A 19,222-nucleotide genomic window follows, 5' to 3' on the forward strand; every position below is an offset into this window, starting at 1 on the left:
CGTATTTATCCTACAGTTGATGCTTGCTCGGGGTGCCCTTCGACAGGCTCAGGGACCGTAGGTGGTCGCGGAGTCTGTAAAGGTGCGGGGAGGCCCCTCGACAGGCTCAGGGAACGTGTGTCCTCGGTGCTCGAGGTGCGGTGGGGAAGGTTGCTCGTGGGCCCTTCGACAAGCTCAGGGAACGGGGTTCCGCGGTTACTGAAGGGCATCGACAGCCTCGGGCTGTTCCGACGCGCTCAGAGGGCGCTGCTCAGTCGAGTGACGCCGGGACGAGCCGGAACCCGCCCTCGGCGACCGGCTCGAGCCGCAGCTGGAAGAGGCCGTCGATCACGAGGTCCGCATCGAGTTCGTGTGCCTCGTGCGTCCCGGCGATGCCGACCGTCCAGCAGCCGGCGGCACGCGCTGCGGCGAGCCCGGCCGGTGCGTCCTCGAACACGACGCACGGCTGCGACTCCATGCCCAGCCGGGTGCGGCCGAGCAGGAACGGTTCGGGGTCCGGCTTGCCCTTCGTGACGTCGTCGAAGGTCACGACGACCTCCGGCCGCACGAGCCCGGCGGCCGTGATCCGGTTGCCGGCGATGAGCCTCGTGCCACTCGTGACGATCGCCTTCGCGTCGTCGCCGAGCGCCGCCAGTGCCTCCGCCGCCCCTGGGAGCGCGATGACGTCGGCGACCTCGTCGGCCTCGATCTCGATGATCCGTGCGAGTGCTTCGGCGACCTGCTCGGGCGGGAAGATCGCGGCGAGCACCTGGGCGGCGGGCTGGCCGTGTCCCGCGGCGAGCAGGTCGCCCTCGAGACCGTATTCGCGGGCGAGCTGCGCCCATGACCGGTTCACGGCCGGCGTCGAGTCGATGAGGGTCCCGTCGAGGTCGAAGAGTCCGGCGGCGAAGACCTGGTCGAAGATCGGTGCGGAGGCCTCGATGGTTCGTCCGAGGCCGAGCGCGCGTTGGACGGCGGCGAGCTGCTGCGAGGTGGACAACGCCGCTTCGATCGACAGGTGCTCGATGGCGGGTGGGGTGTCGGTCGACGGGTCCACGATGTGCGTGTCCCGCTCGGCACCGCGTTCGGCCCGGCGGGCTGCGAGCGTGGCGGCATCGGCGTGCAGCCAGACGACCTTCGGGGCGACCCCTGCCGCCTCGACGAGCGCGTCCCATTCGGCGCCGCCGCGGAGCTCCGCGGTGAAGGGTGCGACGAGCACCGCGCCGACACCGCTGTCGCGCTGGTCGGCGAGGACCGCTCGGAGGGCCGCGTACCGTGCCGGACGCATGGTCGGGCGCAACTTCGCGTCGTTCCAGTGGAGCGGCTCGGCACCGTCGGGATCGGTCACCGGACCGAGACCGTCGAGCAACGGATTGGTGATGGTGTCGAGGTCGAGGAGCGGGAGTCGGAGGGCCCGGGCGAGCTCACGTCCGAGGGTGGTCTTGCCGCTTCCGGCTGCTCCTGCGACGACGACGATCACGCTGACTCCTCGATGACTCCGGGATGGCGACCCGCATCCGAGGGGGCTGAACGCCTCTTCGATGCAAGTTCCAAATGAATTTGATCTCTTTCAGACAACGTTGCTTGACAACGTTGTCGGTCTGCGGTCAGTATAGGCGCACGAAGGAACGACGGGGTTCTGCAGCTGCACCACCCCGACCGATGACAACGCTGTCAGGAGGTGGAGCCCATGGGCACCTGCAACCCCGCGATCACCGCGACCAGTCCGATCCGGACACGTGTGCACGTCCCATCGCTCCGGACCGGCGGCGACGTCGGACCCGTTCCGCTTCCCGTCAGGGGCACCCGCTGATGCGGCCGCCCGGGATCAAGGATGTGGCTGCGCAGTCCGGCGTCAGCATCAAGACCGTCTCGCGGGTGGTGAACGGCGAACCGTCCGTGCACCCCGAGACCCGAAGCCGCGTGCTCGAGGCGATCGATCGCCTCGGGTACGTGCCCAACACGGCCGCCCGCTCGCTGAAGTCCGGCACCGGCGGCGCGATCGGCGTCCTCATCGACTCGCTCGCCGACCCGTTCTTCGCCTCGCTCGTGAGCGCCATCGAGGCCCGCGCGCTCAAGGAGGGCCTGAGCGTCCTCGTGGCGAGCACCGGGCTCGACGAGGGGCGCGAGCGCGACCAGCTGACCGGGTTCATCGCCGGCCACCAGGTCGCCGGCGTCATCATCGCCCCGGTCGCCGCGGAGCTGCCCTACCTCGAGGCGTTCCGGAACGTGACACCCGTCGTGGCCGTCGACCGTCCGCTCGCCGCCTTCGACAGCGTCGTGGTCGACGACTACGCCGCCACCCAGCTCGCGATCCGCCAGTTCGTCGAGCTCGGCCACACCCGCATCGCCTTCTACGACCGGGACGAACGCTTCCTCACCATCCGTCGGCGCTACCAGGGCTACACCGACGTCCTGGCCGAGGCCGGCATCGACCTCGACCCGTCACTCGTCTCCTGGACCATCGACGGCTCGCTCGACTACGCCGCCGAGACGGAGCGCCTGCTCGGGCTCGAGGACCCGCCCACCGCGTTCTTCGCGTCGAACGCGAAGGCGGCGATCGGTCTGACGAGCTCCCTGCACCGCATCGGGCGCGAGGAGACGGCGCACATCGCGTTCGGCGACTTCACCCTCGCCGACGTCCTGCGGCCGGCCGTCAGCTGCATCAACCAGGATCCATTCGTCATCGGCACCGCTGCGATCGAGCGACTCCTCGAACTGCGCGAATCACCGGCCGACGAACCGCGCGAGTGGGTCGTCCCGACCTCCCTGGTGTCGCGTGGTTCCGGAGAGATCCCAGGCCCGGCACCGCGTCACACCGTGGACGCACGCACCGCGTCCACCACGAGCATGGTCGGAGGACCAGCAGCATGAGCACGACCCAGCCCACGAGGCTCGCCCAGCCGACGCGACTCGCGCCGAACCTCATCGAACACTTCTACCGCGGCGGCGACCGCATCGCCGGCCTGCGCGGTATCGAGCAGCAGAGCGATTTCCAGCCGGAGGAGTGGCTCGGAGCGACCGTGAGCCGCGCCGACCAGGAGCCCGGCGGCGCCATCGGCCTCGCCCGCACCGTCGACGGCGTCCTCCTCCGAGACCTCGTCGCGGCCGACCCCGAGCTGTGGACCGGGGCTGGACAGGACCACGGCACCGACGCCGCCGACACCGGCATCCTCGTCAAGCTGCTCGATGCCCGTCAGCGGCTCCCCGTCCACGTCCACCCGGACCGGGCGTTCGCCGCCTCCCACCTCGACTGCGCCTACGGCAAGACGGAGGCCTGGTTCATCCTCGACGCCGAGCCCGGCTCGGCGGTCCACCTCGGATGGAGCGAGGACGTCGATCCCGACGAACTCGACCGCCGTCGCGACGCCCAGGACAGCGAGTGGATGCTGTCGCACATGAACCGGATCGTCGTCGAGCGCGGCATGGGCATCCTCGTGCCGGCCGGCACGGCCCACGCGATCGACGGCGGCATCTTCCTCGCGGAGGTGCAGGAACCGACCGACCTCTCCATCCTCCTGGAGTGGTCGGTCACGACCTCGACGCGCGACGAGTCCCACCTCGGCCTCGGGTTCGAGACCGTGATGGGCGCGGTGTCGACGAAGGCGCTCCCGCAGTCCGAGATCGAACACCTCGTCGTGCTGCACGAGCTCGACGCCCGGACGGATGCGCCGGTCTCGTTGTTGCCCGCGGCCGCCGACCCCTACTTCCAGCTCTTCGCCGTGGCGCCCGGCACCGACGGCAGCGCGCCCGTGGACGCCGGCTTCTCGGTGGCCCTCGCGCTCACCGGCGCAGGCGCACTGGTCGCTGAGACCGGCGCCGAGGCCGTCGAGTTCTCCGCCGGAGAGGTCTTCGCCGTCCCGGCCGGGTTCGGGCCGTGGACCGTCAGCGGCTCGGCCACCGTGCTCGCCGCCGGCCCCGGTGCGGGCTGGCCGGCGACCCTCGCATCGGGAGGCATCCGATGACGCCACCCCTCGACGCAGGACCCACGATCACGCAGCAGCGCACCACACACCACCGCCCCGAGCGGCGGTACGACAGCCACCACACGCCGGACCCGTCCACCGGGGCCGGCTGGAAAGGAACGAGAACGACATGACGACTCCCGTCTTGGAGGCCAGAGGCCTCACCCGGCAGTTCGGGCACGTCCGCGCCCTCGACGAAGCGGACTTCGAGGTCTACCCCGGCGAGGTCACCGCCCTCATCGGCGACAACGGGGCGGGCAAGTCCACCCTGGTCAAGGCACTCTCCGGCAACCTCGCGGTCGACAGCGGCGTGATCAAGTTCGAAGGCGAACCGATCACGCTCACCTCGCCCATGCAGTCGAGTGCGCTCGGCATCGAGACGGTCTACCAGGACCTCGCACTCGCGCCCCACCTCGACCCCGTGCAGAACGTCTACCTCGGCCGCGAGATCATGCGGCCCGGCCTCGGCGGCCTGCTCGGCCTCATGAACGTCAAGGAGATGAGCAAGCAGTCGCGTCACGCCTTCGACGAACTCGGCGCGACCGTCCGTTCGCTCACCGACCCGGTGGGCGCGATGTCCGGCGGGCAGCGCCAGGCGATCGCCATCGCCCGTGCGGTGCACTGGGCCAACAAGGTCGTCTTCCTCGACGAACCGACGGCCGCCCTCGGCGTCCGTCAGACGAAGAACGTGCTCGAGACGATCCGCCGCGTTCGCGACAAGGGCATCGCGGTCGTCTTCATCAGCCACTCGATGCCGCACGTCATGGAGGTGTCCGACCGCGTGCAGGTGCTGCGGCTCGGCCACCGCGCGGCGACGGTCGACACGAAGGACACGAACATGGAAGAACTCGTCGGTCTCATGACCGGTGCCAGCACGAGGAACGTCGCATGAGCGCGGTGAAGCAGGCCGAGATGGGGCCGGAGACGACCGCCATCGAGACGGCGAAGGACCGGGAGACCCCGATCAAGAAGCTCTTCAAGGCTCAGGCCTTCCAGATCTTCATCGTCCTCCTCGTCGTCATCGCGATCTTCTCCGCGATCGCACCCGACACCTTCGCGCAGCTGTCCAACCTGCGGCTCGTCGTGCAGAACGCCTCCATCCTCGCGGTGCTCGGCGTCGGCATGACCTACGTCATCATCACCTCCGGCATCGACCTCTCGATCGGCTCCGTCCTCGTCTTCTCGGGCGTCGTGTCCGCGACGACGATGCGGGCCATGGGCGGCGACGACTGGGGGACCGCGATCGTCGGCATCCTCGTGTCGATCGGCGTCGGCATCCTCTGGGGTACGTTCAACGGCATCCTCATCTCCAAAGCGAAGGTGCCGCCGCTGATCGTCACCCTCGGTAGCCTCGGCATGGCGCTCGGTCTCGCCCAGATCCTCACCGGCGGCGTCGACATCCGCGAGGTGCCGTCGGTCCTCACCGACTCGATCGGGTACGGCAACATCTTCGGCGCAGTCCCGATCATCTCGGTCATCGCCCTCGTCGTCGTCATCATCGGTGCGCTCGTCCTCCACAAGACGAAGTTCGGCCTGTACACCTACGCGGTGGGCTCGAGCGAGGAGGCGGCACGACGCGTCGGCGTGAAGGTCGACCGTCACCTCATCCGCATCTACGCGATCTCGGGTGGCCTCGCGGGTCTCGCCGGCATCCTGTCGCTGTCGCAGTTCGGCACCACCGCGATCGCCGGTCAGTCGCAGACCAACCTGAACGTCATCGCCGCGGTCGTCATCGGTGGCACCTCGCTCTTCGGCGGCTACGGGACGATCTTCGGCACCGTCGTCGGTCTGTTCATCCCCGCCGTCCTCCAGAACGGCTTCGTCATCACCGGCGTGCAGCCCTTCTGGCAGCAGGTCGCGGTCGGCGCCGTCCTCATCCTGGCCGTCTACGTCGACCAGGTCCGCCGTTCCTCCGCAGCCCGCGGTGGATCCACGAGCTTCTGGCGAGCCCTCGTCAGCAGGAAGAAGAAATAGCCCCTACACAGATCAACACCCCCCCCGCACCATCCCAGTAGTCCAGCAGTTCAAGAGAAACGGGAAATCACAATGAAGTGGAAGAAGTCAGTTCTCGGAGTCCTCGCGCTCGGCGCGTCGGCAGGCCTCATGCTCACCGGGTGTTCCGGTGGCGCGAGCTCGGGCGGCAGCAGCGCAGGCGCAGGTTCCGACGGCTACAAGATCGCGTTCATCCAGGGCGTCGCAGGCGACGAGTTCTACATCTCGATGCAGTGCGGTATCGAATCGGCGGCGAAGGATGCCGGCGCGACGGTCACGACCCAGGGTCCGGAGAAGTTCGACCCGACGCTGCAGAAGCCGCTCGTCGACTCGGTCGTCGCCTCGAAGCCGGACGCGATCCTGGTCGCCCCGACCGACGTGAAGGCCATGGAGGCCCCGCTGAAGGCTGCGGCCGACGCGGGCATCAAGGTCGTCCTCGTCGACACCACCGTCGACGACCCGTCGTTCGCGGTCTCGCAGATCTCGAGCGACAACAAGGGCGGCGGCGCCGCGGCGTTCGACGCGATCAAGGAAGCGCACCCTGAGGGCGGCAAGGTCCTCGTGGTCTCGGTCGACCCCGGCATCTCGACCACGGACGCCCGTGCCGAGGGCTTCCAGGAAGCGGTCAAGGGCGATGACAAGTTCACCGACCTCGGCGTGCAGTACAGCCACAACGAGCCGTCCACGGCTGCCGAGATCGTGACCGCGGCGCTCCAGAAGGACCCCGACATCGTGGGCATCTTCGCAGCGAACCTGTTCGCGGCCGAAGGTTCCGCGACCGGTGTCAAGCAGGCCGGCAAGGAGGACTCGGTCACCATCGTCGGGTTCGACGCGGGTCCCGCCCAGGTCAAGCAGCTGAAGGAGGGCACCGTCCAGGCGCTCGTCGCTCAGGAGCCGGCCACCATCGGTTCCGACGGTGTCGCCCAGGCGATCGCTGCGCTGAACGGCGACAAGGTCGAGGCCAAGATCCAGACCGGCTTCACCATCATCACCAAGGACAACGTCGACGGCGACGCGAAGGATGCCGTCTACCAGTCCAAGTGCGGCTAGGCCTTCCGGCCACTCCGCATCACCAGACCGCGACGGCGTCGGAGCATCGAGCTCCGGCGCCGTCGCGCTGTGTCCGGTAGCTCCGCCTCGACGCCACCCTCCACGGGGTGCGAGAATCGCGACATGACCCAGGTGATCGTCGCGGCGACCGCGGTGCGCCGGCTGTCCGACGATGCTCCGGGACGGATCGAGGCCGAGGTCGTCGATGCGGCGGGGCGAGCCCACCGCCTGGTCATCACGGTCCCCGAACGCGCGAGCCGTGCGGTCACCGCGTCGACCGACGTCCCGTTCCGAATCGGGCTCCGGGCCGAGTACGTGCGGATGGAGGGACCGGCCGTGGTGATCCGGTTCGCGGACGGCGTCATCACCACCGAGGGCCTCGGCGGGGTCTGCCTGGACCCGGACATCGTCCACTGGTTGTGAACGACTCGATCGACTGACGGTCGGGCCGGCGACGAGTCCTAGGCGACGAGGGTGAGGAGCCGCGCGACCTCGGCGGCGACGGCGTCGCGTGCCGGGCCGAGGTACTTCCGCGGGTCGACGAGCGACGGGTCCGCGTCGAGGCGCTCACGGACGGCTCGGGTGTAGACGCCGTTGATGTGGGTCGAGATGTTGATCTTGCGCATGCCCGCGTCCACCGCCCGCACGAGGTCCTCGTCGCTCACGCCGCTCGAACCGTGCAGGACGAGCGGGACGGGGACGGCCGACGCGAGTTCGCGGATGAGGCCGAAGTCCAGGGTCGCGCTCCGCGACGTCATCGCGTGCGAGCTGCCGACCGCGACCGCGAGGCCGTCGACGCCGGTGCCCGCGACGAACGCCGCAGCCTCACCGGGGTCGGTCCGGACGCCGGGTGTGTGTGCGCCACCCTTGCCGCCGATCGCCCCGAGTTCCGCCTCGACCCACACGCCCTGCGCCTGAGCCGCGCGGGCGACCACTGCGGTGCGCTCGCGGTTCTCCTCGTCGGGGAGGGTGGCCGCGTCGAACATGACCGAGGTGAAACCGAGACGCACCGCCTCGTCGACGAGCGTCTCGTCCTCGGCGTGGTCGAGGTGCACGGCGGTCGCGGTGCCGGCCTCGCGGGCGAGCTCCAGACTCGCGAGCCCGATCGGCGCGAGGCCGCCGTGGTACCTCGCCGCGTTCTCGGACACCTGCAGGATCACACCCCGGCCCGCGAGCTCGGCGCCGCGGAGGATGGCCTCGCCGTGTTCGAGCTGGATGACGTTGAAGGCGAGGACGGCGCGCTGCGCGTCGAGGAGCGCGGCGGTGGAGGCGAGCGTCATGGTGGTTCCTCTCGGGGTGCACGCGGGACGATCGACCCGGTGCCGGTGGGGATGGTCAGGTGGTGGCCAGCAGCAGCTCGGGACCGCTTGCGGCGAGTGCGTCGACGGTGTCCGGGTCGAGCCCGTCGTCGGTCACGATCTGGTCGAACTCGTCGAGTCCCGCGGCTCGGTGGAACGAGGTGGTGCCGAACTTCGCGGCGGTGACGGCGAGGATGCGTCGTCTGGAGATGTCGAGCATCGCCCGCTTCACCTCGGCTTCCTCGGGCAGGGTCGTCGTGGCGCCCGAGGTGAGCCCCACCCCGTTGGCGCCCAGGACGGCGACGTCGGCGTGGAGCCCCGACAGCCGTTCGACGGTCCACGCGCCGACGGTCGCCTGGGTGACGGCGCGGACCCGCCCCGGCAGGGCGAGCACGGTGAGTCGCGGCCGGCCACCGAGCAGGGCGACGATCGGCAGGCTGTTCGTCACCACGAGGAGTCGGCTGGCGTGGGGGAGGAGTGCGGCGACCTCGAGGGTCATCGCACCGGAGTCGAGGAGGACCACTCCCTCCTCGGGGAGCTGCTCGACGACGAGCCGCGCGACGGCGGCGCGCTCGATGCGCTCGCCTTCGCGGCGTCGTTGGAGGCTGGGCTCGAACGCGGGTCGCCGGGCGAGGACCGCGCCACCATGGTGGCGGCGGATGAGCCCCTGTCGCTCGAGTACCGCGAGGTCGCGACGGATGGTCTCCGGCGTGACGCCGAGTCGGCTGCTCAGCTCGGCGACCGACAGGGCGCCGTCGCCGTCGCGGGCACCCGCGAGGATCGCGGCGTGACGCTCTGCTGGGTACATGACTGCTCCGTCCGGTCTGGCCAGCGTATCCGAATCTGTCCGATATCCCTTCCGATTCGGTGGGATCGGTGCAAAGATCAACATGATCGGGCGCACCCGACGACGACGATGACGACGAACGGAAGGCCGCCGATGGCTGAGCACGGGCCGCACAGCGCACCCCACGAGTCGGGGTCGCGGTTCCTGCTCGGGATCGACGTCGGGCAGACCGCCGTCAAGGCCGTCCTGCACGACGAGCGGTTGCACCCGGTCGCCGTCGCTCGGCGCGCGAGTCCCGTCGACCGCCCCGTCGCCCGGCACGCCGAGCGGTCGCAGGACGCCCTCTGGGCCGCAGTCGCCGACGCGGTGTCGGAGGTGATGGCGACGTCGGGTGTCGACCCGAGCCTGGTCGCCGCCGTCGGGATCACCGGCCACGGCGACGGCCTGCACCTCGTGACCGCCGCCGGAGCGCCGGTCGGCCCGGCCATCACGGCGATGGACTCCCGGGCGCACGTCGAGGCCGCCGAACTCGCCTCCGATCCCGACCGGCTGCGCGTGGTGCTCGAACGCTCCGGACAGCTGCCGACGCCGGGTGCCGCCGGCAGCCTCCTCCGCTGGCTGCTCCGCCACGACCCGGAGCGTGTCCAGCAGGCAGACGCGATGCTCTTCTGCAAGGACGTGGTCCGCCTGCGGCTCACCGGCGAGATCTCCACCGACTACTCCGACGCCTGCGCCTCCTTCCTGGACGTCGGGACCGCCACCTGGAGCGCCGAGGTCCTCGACGCCTACGGCCTGCCCGCCGAACTGCTCCGTCTGCTGCCGCCGATCAACCCGAGCGGCACGATCGTCGGGTCGGTGCTGCCGGCGGCCGCCGCGGTCACGGGCCTCGTCGCCGGGACGCCGGTCGTGTCGGGACTCCACGACGTGCAGGCCTCGTCGATCGGCATGGGAGCACTCGTCCCCGGGCGGCTCGCCCTCGTGGCCGGCTCGTTCAGCACCAACGGCGTGACGACGACCCAGCCCGACGTGGACCCGCGGTGGCAGTCCCGCCTCTCGATCACCCCGGACCTGCGGATCGCGATGTCCACCTCGGCGACGGCATCACCCTCCTTCGACTGGACGCTCCGGCTCCTGGGCGTGACCGACGCCACCGGCCGCGACGCGCTGATCGCCGAGGCCGCAGCACTCCCTCCGGAGGAGCAGGTGCCGCTCGTCCTGCCCTTCCAATCGGACTCCCCACTCGGCGCCGAGGCTTCTGCCACGCTCGCCGGCGTCCGCGACTGGCACACGAGGGCACACGTGCTGCGCGGAGCCCTCGAGGGCATCGTGCTCATGCACCGTTGGCACACCCGGGCGCTCGGTGAACGGTTCCGGTGGGACGAGCCGATCGTCCTCGGCGGCGGCCTCGCGCGGTCGCCGCTGTACGTGCAACTCGTGGCCAACGCCCTCCGGGCGCCCGTGACGGTCGTCGACTCGGAGGAGGCCGGAGCCCTCGGCGCCGCGATCGTCGCCGGGGTCGCCACCGGACTCCTGCCGTCGGTGGAACAGGCCCAGCACGACGTCGTCCGACACGCACCCGCCGTCCTGCCGACGGACGCCTCGGCGGCGTACTGGGCGGGGGTCGGAACCGCGTTCGACGAGCTCGTCGATGCCCTCGTCCCCTGGTGGCGACGACGGGCTGAGGAGTCGAGCCCGGACGATCCGGCGTCGGAACGCGACGACCGTGCCGGGGTGGAACGATGAGCGCGTCCGTCGGCGGCCGCGGGACGGCCGCGTCCAGTCCGGTGGACGACCGGCGTCGGGAGATCCTCACCCGACTCGACCAGGACGGGCGGGTCGAGGTCGGCGTGCTCGCAGTGGACCTCGGCGTGACCGAGGAGACGATCCGGCGCGACCTCCGCGTGCTCGAACTCGACGGACGCCTCCGCCGCGCGCACGGCGGGGCGGTGCGCACCGACCTCGACCCGGGCCAGGACTCCGGGGTGTCCGGTACGCTCGCCGCGCGGGCGCTGACCCTGGTCGACCCGGGCTCAGCGGTCTTCCTCGGCGCGGGCTCAGCCTGCGAAGCGCTCGCCGGGGGCCTCGCGACGACCGCCGGGACCGTCATCGTGACCGCTTCGGTGCCGGTCGCCCTGGCCGCGGCCGCTGCCGAGGAAGCGGCCGTCGTCCACCTCGTCGGCGGAACGGCGGACGGGCGCGGCGTCCTCACCGGTGCCTGGGCGCGCGAGCAGCTCGCCGGCCTCCGCCTCGACGTCGCGGTCGTCGAGGCGCTCGGCGTCTCCGCGGACGGCCGACTGCTCCACGCCTCGCCGGAGGAGGCGGCGGTCGTCGCGGCCGCGGTCGAACTCGCCTCCACGGCGATCCTCCTGGCCGACCCGGCGACGTTCGGCGCCGACGGCCTCGCGGCCTCCGTCCCGGCCACCCGTCTCGACGTGGCGGTGGTGCATCAGGGCGTCGACGAACCGACCCTCGACAGCCTCCGCTCGACCGGCGTTCGCGTCGAGACGGTCGGGGCGGACGCATGAGCGGCATCGTGACGGTCACGCCGGCGGCCGCGATCGACCAGACCTATCGCGTCGACGGGCTCCGACTCGGCGACGTCAACCGGGCGGTGGGCGTGTCCACCGAGCTGAGCGGGAAGGGCGTCAACGTCGCGCGGGCGGTCACCCTCTCGCCGCTCCCGGTCCGTGCGGTGGTGCCGATGGGTGCGGACGGACGGATCCTCGCCGACGACCCGGCGCTCCGGACGTTACTCGCCGTCGTCCCGACCGACGGTCGGACGCGGGTGAACACGACCATCCTCGACGCCGCGACCGGAACGACCAAGGTCAACGAACCGGCGATCCCGCTGCGTGCCGAGGACTGGGCCGCCGTCGTCGCCACCTCCGGCACGGAGATCGACCGGATCGGGGCGGACTGGCTCGTCCTCTCCGGCACGATCCCGACGGTCCAGGGCGGCACCGGCCCCGTCGACATCATCCAGTTGCTCCGTCAGGCTGGTGACCGGGGAGCGCGCGTGGCCGTCGACACCGCGGGTGCGGCGCTCGAGACCGCCGTCGCAAACCTCGACCTCGTCCACCTGCTCAAGCCGAACGTGCACGAGCTCGCCGAGCTCACCGGCCGTGAGCTGCTGACGATCGGCGATGTCGCCTCCGCCGCCGACGAACTGCACCGTGCCGGCTGCGACCTCGTCTACGTGAGCATGGGGGCAGACGGGGCGCTCCTCCGCACCACGGCAGGGCTGTGGCACGCGCACGTCGCAGCCACGGTCGTGAACACCGCCGGTGCCGGCGACGCCTCGTTGGCCGGATTCCTCGTCGGACTCCACGGCGAGGACGGCCGGGACGACCCGGCGGCCGCGGTCGCGTCGGCCGCCGCCTGGGGTGCGCTCGCCGTGTCGAGCGCGACGACCATCCTCACCTCCCTCGAGGCGCTGACCACACCGGTCGCCGTCCAGGACCCCGACCCGACGACACCGCTGAGCGAACCGGCCACGCCGCCACGCGACGAGACGACGACGCCATGATCGATCAGGCCGTTCCACGCTTCCACGCCGCCGTGGACCTCGGTGCGTCGAGCGGTCGCGTCATGCTCGGCCGCTGGGCCGACGGCCGCTTGGCGCTCACCGAGGTGCACCGGTTCGCCAACGGCCCGATCACGCAGGACGGTCGACTCCGGTGGGATGCGGAGCGCCTGTTCGAGGAGACCCTCGTCGGGCTCGCGGAGGCCGTCCGGATCGCAGCGGCCGCGGGCGGTGTGCTCGACGGGATCGGGGTCGACAGCTGGGGCGTCGACATCGCGCTCGTGGGCGTCGGCAGCGGTACCGCGTTCCCGACCGTGCCGCATCACCGCGGCGCCGACGCCGACGGTCCGGCCCGTGCCGCCGTGCTCGTCGACGCCGCGACGGCCTACGCGGTGACCGGCGTGCTGGAGCAGACCATCAACACCTCCTACCAGCTGCGGTCCCGCGCCGAGGAGCTCGACGTCCGCCGAGCCGACGGCGATCGCCCGACCGTGTTGCTCGTCCCGGACCTCTGGGTGTGGCTGCTCACAGGCGTCGTCGGAGCGGAGCGCACGATCGCCTCGACGACGCAGCTGCTCGATCAGGGCACCGGCGACTGGGCGGCGGAGCTCATCCGTCGCTGGGGTCTCGACGGCTTCGACTTCCCGCCGGTGGTCGCACCGGGGACGGTCGCCGGCCCGACGACGCCGGAGGTCACCGCGCGTCTCGGGTCGAGCCTGCCGATCCCCGTCCACCGCGTCGCGGAGCACGACACCGCGTCCGCACTCGCCTTCGCCCGCCCGGACGGCGCGGAGCTCCTCGTCTCGAGCGGCAGCTGGTCCCTCGTCGGGGTGTGCCTGCCGGCGCCGGTGCTCACGGAGCACGCGCGGGACGCCGGCTTCACGAACGAGGCCGGTGCCGCCGGATCCTCCCTGCTCCTCCGCAACCTGGCGGGGATGTGGCTGCTCACGGAGTGCGCCCGCGCCTGGTCCGCAGAGGACGGGAGCGCGGTCGACCTCGTCGAACTCGTGGCGGACGTGTCGGAGGCAGAAACAGACGCGGCCACGGACGTCACGCCCGCCGTGTTCGACGTCGCCGACCCACGGCTGCTCGTGCCGGGGGACATGCCGGGACGCATCGCGACGCTTTGCCGGGAGACCGGACAGCGTCCACCGGGCGGACGGAGCGACACCGTGCGCAGCGTGGTCGAGAGCCTCGCGGTCGCCTACGCCGAGACGGTCCGGGCCTGCGAGGCGATCACCGGGGTGACGATCCGTTCGGTCCGCATCGTCGGCGGCGGATCGCGCAACCGGCTCCTGTGTGCCCGCACGGCGGCACGGACCGGTCTTCCGGTCACCGCCGGCCCGGCGGAGGCTTCGGCGCTCGGCAACCTGGCCGTGCAAGTCGTCGCGGCCGGTCACGCGCCGTCGCTGGACGCGGTCTACCGGCACGGCCAGGACGATCACGACCATGACCATGACCATGAGCGGACACCGACATGACCGACCGCACCCACCAGCCGGAGACCGAGACGGACCTCCTCGACCGCTTCGTCGCCTTCTCGCGCGACCTCGGGCGTCCTGATCGGGCGTGGGCGCTCCTGGCCGAGGGCAACACCTCCCTGCTCCTGCCGGAGGACGGTGCTCGGGCGATGCTCGTGAAGGCGAGCGGCGCGTCCATGGCCGTGGCGACCGCCGACGACGCGGTCCGTCTCGCGATCGGACCGGTGCTCGACCTCGTCGACTCGCACGCGGGCGGGGACGCCGAGGTGGCCGCGCTGTTCGATGCCGCGGCGCTCGCGGGGAACGGTCGGCGCCCCTCGGTGGAGGCGATCCTCCATGCCGTCTGCCTCGACCTGCCCGGCGTCGTCGCGGTCGGCCACACCCACCCCGTGCCGGTCAACGCCCTGCTCTGCTCGCCGTCGGCCGACGCCCTGACCCGCGGTTCGCTCTTCCCCGACCAGATCGTGGTCCTCGGCACCGACCCGCTGCTCGTGCCCTACGTCGACCCCGGACTCGAGCTCGCCCGCGCGGTCCGCCGCATGCTTCGTGGGCAGCTCGCCACGACCGGCCGGGTGCCGAAGGTCGTGTACCTGCAGAACCACGGGATGTTCGCCCTCGGTTCGAGTGCGGCCGAGGTCCTCCGGATCACCGAGATGGCCGTGAAGGTCGCACAGGTGCTGCTCGGAGCACTCGCCGCCGGCGGGCCGGTGTACCTGAGCGACGAGGCCGTCGCACGCATCGACACGAGACCCGACGAAGTGCTGCGTCGAGCCGCGCTCGCCGCACAGGAATCCACGACCGACCGCGCCGGGACGGCGCACGGAAGGACCACGACATGAGCCAGCCGACCTTCGCCACCGACCTCACCGGGCAGGTCGCGATCATCACCGGAGCGTCCTCGGGCATCGGCCGCTCGTACGCCCAGGCGCTCGCCGCTGCCGGGGTGCGCACGGTCCTCGTGGGACGCTCCACCGAGCGACTCTCGGCCGTCGCCGACGCCCTGCCGACACCGAGCGTCTTCCTGGCGGGCGACCTCGCCGACCCCGCCGTGTCCGAGCAGGCCGTCGCGCTGGCGCTCGCCGCCTTCGGACGCCTCGACATCGTCCTCGCCAACGCGGGCCTCTACGTCGGTGGTGACGTCGTCGACACCCCGATGACCGCGATCGAGGAGCTCGTCGGCGTCAACGTCCTCGGAGCGATGGCGACGGTTCGCGCAGCGCTGCCGCACCTCGTCGAGCAGGGTGCGGGCGACGTCCTGGTGACGAGCTCGGTGTCCGGTCACCAGGACATCCACTGGGAGCCCGTCTACTCCGCGACGAAACACGCCATGCAGTCGTTCGTCCACACCACCCGGCGGAACCTCGTCGGATCCGGGGTGCGGATGGGCGCGGTCGCGCCCGGCGTCGTGCTCAACGAGCTGTGGGGGATCGCCGAGGGGGCTTCAGACGTGGAGGAGCAGATCGCCGCACGCACCGGCATCCGCTCCGAGGACGTCGCCGACGCCGTGCTCTTCATGCTCACGAGACCCCGACACGTCACCATCCGCGACCTCGTCGTCCTGCCCACCGACCAGGAGATCTGAGCGACTCGCGTCGCCCGCCGACACCTCCACCAGCCCGCCCCGATCGAAGGACCACACATGTTCGCTGACCTCCACGGCCGTACGGCCGTCATCACCGGCGGGGCCCGCGGGCTCGGCTACTCGATCGCCACGGCGCTCGCCGCGCAGGGCGTCCAGGTGGCGTTGCTCGACCTCCTGCCGACCGTCCACGAGTCGGCCGAGCGGTTGGCGTCCGAGTACGGTGTCCGCACCTCGGCGCATGCGGTCGACGTCACCGACGCCGCCGCCGTCGAGGCCGCCTTCGCCGCTGCCGAGGCCGAGCTCGGCGTGCCGTCGCTGCTCGTGACCGCGGCGGGCATCACCATCTGGGGTGACAGCGTCGACGTGCCGGCGGACACCTGGCGGAAGGTGCTCGCCGTGAACCTCGACGGCACCTTCTTCGCCGCGCAGTCCTTCGCCCGTCGAGCCATCGCCGCGGGCCGGCCCGCCTCGGCGGTCTTCATCTCGTCGATGTCGGCGTTCATCGTGAACCAGCCGCAGTTCCAGGCCTCCTACAACGCGTCGAAGGCGGCGGTCAGTCACCTCGCGTCGTCGCTCGCGGTCGAGTGGGCACCCTCCGGCGTCCGGGTCAACGCGATCGCCCCCGGGTACTTCCTCTCGGACATGACCCGCGAGTTCACCGAGGCGAACCCCGACCTCGCCGCCGAGTGGACCGCGGACATCCCGGCGGGCCGGATGGGGCAGCCGGAGGACCTCCACGGGCTCGTCCTGCTGCTCGCGTCCGACGCCTCCTCGTACCTCACGGGCCAGAGCCTCGTCATCGACGGCGGCTACACCGCGCTCTGAGCAGGCCCCACCCGCCGAACCGTTCGACCCGACCACACCGACCCGACCATACCGACCCGACCGCACCGACCCGAGGACCCCCAATGACGACGACGCCGCCCGAACAGACGCCTGACGACCAGGCCGACCGCGACGCCGTGTGGGGCGCACGGCGTCGACGCTTCGTCGAGGCCCGATCCGGTGCGGTCGAGCGTGCGTGGGCTCCGCGTGCAGTCCGCGTCGACGACGGGCCGTCGACGGGCCGGCGCCAGGTCGAGCTGCGCCACCTCGGCGGACTCGAGGTCACGGTCGAGGTCGACCAGTTCCTCGACCTCGGCGAGGCCTCCTGGAACGGCGAGGTCGTGTCGTTCGTCGCACCGACGACCGCTCCGGAGGCCGAGAGCTGGGCCCGCCGCTGGCAGGGCGGCCTGCTGACGACCTGCGGGCTCACCGCGGTCGGCCTGGCCGCGGAGGCGGACGGTGGGATGCACGGTCGGGCGCATCGCATCCCGGCGACCCTCACCCGCCGCGAGGGGCGATGGACCGCGGCGGGTCGGTACGAGCTCCTCGTCGACGGCCTGCTCCGCGAGGGCGCCGTGTTCCAGCAGAACCTCACGGTGACCCGCAGCATCCGAGCCGAGGTCGGCGTCGCGCGGATCCGCCTGCACGACGTCGTCCGGAACGAGGGGTTCGTCGCAGAGCCGGTGCGCCTGCTCTACCACGTGAACCTCGGCTGGCCGGTGCTGCACGGCGGTGCCGTCGTGGCGGCCGAGGCCGACGTCCCCGGCGGGGCGGTATCCGAACGCCAGGACGGTGGCGGCTGGCGGCGGGTGATCGGCGAGCCCGAGCCGGCCGCCGACGAGCAGGTCGACGCCCTCGACGCGGTCGCCGGGCCCGACGGCTGGTCCATCGCGACCCTCTCGGGCGAGGCCGGCACGGTCACGGTCCGGTTCCGACCGGAGCAGTTGCCGTTCCTCACGGTGTGGCGGAGCACGGCCGCGGGGTCGTACGCCCTCGGCATCGAACCCGGCACCTGCTGGCCGAGTCACGCGGCCGGTCCGGATCGCGGGAAGGCGGGCCGGATCGTGGAGCCCGGGGAGTCGTTCGAAGTCGACCTCGAGATCGTCTTCGAGCCCGCGGCCGACGACTTCGGCGACTGAGCCCACCGGCCTCCGTCACCATCACATTCCCGGTTTCCGAAGAATTCGCGCTGGGGTATGTCATCGATGACATGAACGAGGTATGCTCGCCATGACATCGATGACATGGAGTCATCGTCGGAAGCCGACACGGACGTCGGAACCTGAACGGACACCGCCGTGCACCCTGCTGCGAACCTCGACTCGACCGCCGTCACCTCCGTGGCCTCGGATCGACTCGTCGCCGGCCTCGACCTCGGCAGCACCGGCGTCAAGATCCTCGTGACCGACGCCGACGGTGCCGAGGTCCTCATCCACCAGCTGCCCACCCCGTGGCTCGCCGGTCCAGGCGGCACGACCGTGATGGAGGCGGCGTCCCTCATCGCCACCGTCCGGGAGCTCCTCGACCACGTCGGTGCGGAACTCGTCGACCGGTTCGGGCCGGCCGCACGGGTTCGGGCGCTCGCCGTCTCCGGCATGGGGGAGTCCGGGATCGTCCTCGACGCCGTCGGCCGGCCCGTCGCGCCCGCCATCGCCTGGTTCGATCCGCGCGGCGCCGAACAGCTCGCGGCCCTCCCCGCCGAGATCGCGGAGCAGTTCGCCGGTCGGACCGGCCTGCCGCTCGGCGTGCAGGTCTCGGTCATCAAGCTCCTCCACCTCCGTGACGCCGGACTCGACCTCGCCGGGACGCGCTGGCTCAACCTGCCGGAGTACCTCGTCGCGGCCCTCGGCGGCGAGGAGGCCGCCGAGTACTCGCTCTCGTCGCGCACCGGCCTGCTCGATCAGGACACCGGTGAACCGTGGCCCGAACTGCTCGACCACCTCGGCGTCGACGCGTCGTTCCTCCCGCCGTTCACCGACGCCGGTGCCCCGCTCGGCACCGCGAGCAGCCAGTGGGTGCCGGCGGTCTTCTCCGGTGCTGCCCTGACCGTCGCCGGCCACGACCACCTCGTGTCGGCCGTCTCCACCGGCTCGTTCCCCGCCGAGCGCTACCACGTGTCGATGGGCACGGCCGAGGTCCTGCTGCGACGCCTCGACGAACCACTCCCGTTCGCCGCCCGCGAGCGGCTCGCCGAGGTGTTCATCAACTGCGTCCGTCACGTCGTGCCGGGCACCTGGGTGCTCGTCGCCGGCGTCAAGACCGGTCTGCTCATGCGTCGCACCCTCCAGCTCGTCGGGGTGACCGACCGCGCAGGGCGCGACCGCCTGGACGACGAGGTCATGGCGCTCCCGGCGGGCGGGCTGCTCGGCGACGGCGACGTCTCGGTCGCGGGCGCCCGGAACGACGACGGCGTCCTCAAGCTCACGGTCCGTGCCGACGGCGCGGGACCGGCCGAGATCTTCGAAGCGGTGCTCCGGCACGGCAACGACGAACTCGCCGTGCTCATCGCGGCGATGGACCGCGAGGTCGCCCCGGCCACCTCGGCGCTGCTCACCGGCGGCTGGGCCGGCATGCGGTCCGTGCAACGCGCCCGAGCGGCCGTCCTGCCCGGCGTGCAGGTGTCGCACCGGTCTCAGGACACGGCATACGGCGCAGCCGTCTTCGCCGGGGCCCTCCTCGAACCCGCCACCTCCCGATCACATCCCTGACCGACCACCCGACCACTCAGACCGATCCTCGC

At 71.6% G+C, this 19,222-nt stretch carries 18 protein-coding genes; 15 read left to right on the forward strand and 3 right to left on the reverse strand.

Going from position 1 to position 19,222, the window contains the following annotated elements; all coding sequences use genetic code 11:
• Window positions 1–250 precede the first annotated feature (250 nt).
• Entirely contained in the window at window positions 251–1,459 is a 1,209-nt protein-coding gene (locus tag QRN44_RS13365) for an HAD-IA family hydrolase (protein ID WP_285039365.1), read from the reverse strand.
• Window positions 1,460–1,815: 356 nt separating this feature from the next.
• On the opposite strand from QRN44_RS13365, the gene QRN44_RS13370 reads away from it, so the two are divergent.
• From QRN44_RS13370 to QRN44_RS13395, 6 genes are all read left to right on the forward strand, one after another.
• Complete coding sequence (locus tag QRN44_RS13370) at window positions 1,816–2,853, forward strand: LacI family DNA-binding transcriptional regulator (RefSeq protein WP_158596614.1); 1,038 nt, start codon at window positions 1,816–1,818, stop codon at window positions 2,851–2,853.
• Window positions 2,850–3,944, forward strand: coding sequence for a class I mannose-6-phosphate isomerase (locus QRN44_RS13375; protein WP_285039366.1), 1,095 nt, complete (start codon window positions 2,850–2,852; stop codon window positions 3,942–3,944). Before QRN44_RS13370 ends, QRN44_RS13375 begins: the two co-directional genes overlap by 4 nt.
• A gap of 130 nt (window positions 3,945–4,074) precedes the next feature.
• Window positions 4,075–4,836, forward strand: a complete 762-nt coding sequence (locus tag QRN44_RS13380; RefSeq protein WP_079707372.1) for an ATP-binding cassette domain-containing protein — start codon at window positions 4,075–4,077, stop codon at window positions 4,834–4,836.
• A complete protein-coding gene (locus QRN44_RS13385; protein ID WP_064294786.1) occupies window positions 4,833–5,918 on the forward strand; it encodes an ABC transporter permease in 1,086 nt (361 codons plus the stop codon). Before QRN44_RS13380 ends, QRN44_RS13385 begins: the two co-directional genes overlap by 4 nt.
• A gap of 72 nt (window positions 5,919–5,990) precedes the next feature.
• A complete protein-coding gene (locus QRN44_RS13390; RefSeq protein ID WP_064294787.1) occupies window positions 5,991–6,986 on the forward strand; it encodes an ABC transporter substrate-binding protein in 996 nt (331 codons plus the stop codon).
• 123 nt (window positions 6,987–7,109) lie between these two features.
• Window positions 7,110–7,409 (forward strand): hypothetical protein, encoded by a 300-nt coding sequence (locus QRN44_RS13395; RefSeq protein WP_285039367.1) that lies wholly within the window; start codon window positions 7,110–7,112, stop codon window positions 7,407–7,409.
• Between the two features lie 38 nt (window positions 7,410–7,447).
• Here the strand turns inward: QRN44_RS13395 and QRN44_RS13400 are convergent, their stop codons facing one another.
• Together QRN44_RS13400 and QRN44_RS13405 are read right to left on the reverse strand one after the other, a co-directional pair.
• Window positions 7,448–8,266, reverse strand: coding sequence for a class II fructose-bisphosphate aldolase (locus QRN44_RS13400; protein WP_285039368.1), 819 nt, complete (start codon window positions 8,264–8,266; stop codon window positions 7,448–7,450).
• Window positions 8,267–8,321: 55 nt separating this feature from the next.
• Window positions 8,322–9,092 carry a DeoR/GlpR family DNA-binding transcription regulator gene (locus QRN44_RS13405; protein ID WP_158596613.1) on the reverse strand — a complete coding sequence of 257 codons (771 nt, stop codon included), beginning with the start codon at window positions 9,090–9,092 and terminating at the stop codon, window positions 8,322–8,324.
• A gap of 132 nt (window positions 9,093–9,224) precedes the next feature.
• Between QRN44_RS13405 and QRN44_RS13410 the strand changes: the two genes are divergently transcribed.
• The 9 genes from QRN44_RS13410 to QRN44_RS13450 all read left to right on the forward strand — a co-directional run bounded on the left by QRN44_RS13410 (window position 9,225) and on the right by QRN44_RS13450 (window position 19,190).
• Window positions 9,225–10,814 (forward strand): FGGY-family carbohydrate kinase, encoded by a 1,590-nt coding sequence (locus tag QRN44_RS13410; protein ID WP_285039369.1) that lies wholly within the window; start codon window positions 9,225–9,227, stop codon window positions 10,812–10,814.
• The gene (locus tag QRN44_RS13415; protein ID WP_285039370.1) at window positions 10,811–11,596 is read left to right on the forward strand and encodes a DeoR/GlpR family DNA-binding transcription regulator; all 786 of its coding nucleotides are present in this window, start codon (window positions 10,811–10,813) and stop codon (window positions 11,594–11,596) included. Before QRN44_RS13410 ends, QRN44_RS13415 begins: the two co-directional genes overlap by 4 nt.
• A complete protein-coding gene (locus tag QRN44_RS13420; protein WP_285039371.1) occupies window positions 11,593–12,597 on the forward strand; it encodes a 1-phosphofructokinase family hexose kinase in 1,005 nt (334 codons plus the stop codon). Before QRN44_RS13415 ends, QRN44_RS13420 begins: the two co-directional genes overlap by 4 nt.
• Window positions 12,594–14,075 (forward strand): rhamnulokinase, encoded by a 1,482-nt coding sequence (locus QRN44_RS13425; protein ID WP_285039372.1) that lies wholly within the window; start codon window positions 12,594–12,596, stop codon window positions 14,073–14,075. Before QRN44_RS13420 ends, QRN44_RS13425 begins: the two co-directional genes overlap by 4 nt.
• Complete coding sequence (locus QRN44_RS13430; RefSeq protein ID WP_285039373.1) at window positions 14,072–14,914, forward strand: class II aldolase/adducin family protein; 843 nt, start codon at window positions 14,072–14,074, stop codon at window positions 14,912–14,914. The genes QRN44_RS13425 and QRN44_RS13430 overlap by 4 nt, the downstream gene beginning before the upstream one ends.
• Window positions 14,911–15,657, forward strand: a complete 747-nt coding sequence (locus QRN44_RS13435; protein WP_285039374.1) for an SDR family oxidoreductase — start codon at window positions 14,911–14,913, stop codon at window positions 15,655–15,657. The genes QRN44_RS13430 and QRN44_RS13435 overlap by 4 nt, the downstream gene beginning before the upstream one ends.
• 57 nt (window positions 15,658–15,714) lie before the next feature.
• The gene (locus QRN44_RS13440) at window positions 15,715–16,482 is read left to right on the forward strand and encodes an SDR family oxidoreductase (protein ID WP_121291973.1); all 768 of its coding nucleotides are present in this window, start codon (window positions 15,715–15,717) and stop codon (window positions 16,480–16,482) included.
• Between the two features lie 83 nt (window positions 16,483–16,565).
• The gene (locus QRN44_RS13445) at window positions 16,566–17,621 is read left to right on the forward strand and encodes a DUF4432 family protein (protein WP_175118165.1); all 1,056 of its coding nucleotides are present in this window, start codon (window positions 16,566–16,568) and stop codon (window positions 17,619–17,621) included.
• Between the two features lie 159 nt (window positions 17,622–17,780).
• A complete protein-coding gene (locus QRN44_RS13450) occupies window positions 17,781–19,190 on the forward strand; it encodes an FGGY-family carbohydrate kinase (protein ID WP_199687170.1) in 1,410 nt (469 codons plus the stop codon).
• Window positions 19,191–19,222 lie beyond the last annotated feature (32 nt).

It is taken from the genome of Plantibacter sp. lyk4-40-MEA-4 (assembly GCF_030209415.1).
GTDB classification, from domain to species: Bacteria; Actinomycetota; Actinomycetes; order Actinomycetales; family Microbacteriaceae; genus Plantibacter; species Plantibacter flavus_A.

Bases quoted from the DNA above. Each gene is read 5' to 3' on its own strand.
- QRN44_RS13375 (WP_285039366.1), top strand. From the start codon at position 2,850: ATGAGCACGACCCAGCCCACGAGGCTCGCCCAGCCGACGCGACTCGCG.
- QRN44_RS13380 (WP_079707372.1), top strand. From the start codon at position 4,075: ATGACGACTCCCGTCTTGGAGGCCAGAGGCCTCACCCGGCAGTTCGGG.
- QRN44_RS13385 (WP_064294786.1), top strand. From the start codon at position 4,833: ATGAGCGCGGTGAAGCAGGCCGAGATGGGGCCGGAGACGACCGCCATC.
- QRN44_RS13390 (WP_064294787.1), top strand. From the start codon at position 5,991: ATGAAGTGGAAGAAGTCAGTTCTCGGAGTCCTCGCGCTCGGCGCGTCG.
- QRN44_RS13395 (WP_285039367.1), top strand. From the start codon at position 7,110: ATGACCCAGGTGATCGTCGCGGCGACCGCGGTGCGCCGGCTGTCCGAC.
- QRN44_RS13400 (WP_285039368.1), bottom strand. From the start codon at position 8,266: ATGACGCTCGCCTCCACCGCCGCGCTCCTCGACGCGCAGCGCGCCGTC.
- QRN44_RS13405 (WP_158596613.1), bottom strand. From the start codon at position 9,092: ATGTACCCAGCAGAGCGTCACGCCGCGATCCTCGCGGGTGCCCGCGAC.
- QRN44_RS13410 (WP_285039369.1), top strand. From the start codon at position 9,225: ATGGCTGAGCACGGGCCGCACAGCGCACCCCACGAGTCGGGGTCGCGG.
- QRN44_RS13415 (WP_285039370.1), top strand. From the start codon at position 10,811: ATGAGCGCGTCCGTCGGCGGCCGCGGGACGGCCGCGTCCAGTCCGGTG.
- QRN44_RS13420 (WP_285039371.1), top strand. From the start codon at position 11,593: ATGAGCGGCATCGTGACGGTCACGCCGGCGGCCGCGATCGACCAGACC.
- QRN44_RS13425 (WP_285039372.1), top strand. From the start codon at position 12,594: ATGATCGATCAGGCCGTTCCACGCTTCCACGCCGCCGTGGACCTCGGT.
- QRN44_RS13430 (WP_285039373.1), top strand. From the start codon at position 14,072: ATGACCGACCGCACCCACCAGCCGGAGACCGAGACGGACCTCCTCGAC.
- QRN44_RS13435 (WP_285039374.1), top strand. From the start codon at position 14,911: ATGAGCCAGCCGACCTTCGCCACCGACCTCACCGGGCAGGTCGCGATC.
- QRN44_RS13440 (WP_121291973.1), top strand. From the start codon at position 15,715: ATGTTCGCTGACCTCCACGGCCGTACGGCCGTCATCACCGGCGGGGCC.
- QRN44_RS13445 (WP_175118165.1), top strand. From the start codon at position 16,566: ATGACGACGACGCCGCCCGAACAGACGCCTGACGACCAGGCCGACCGC.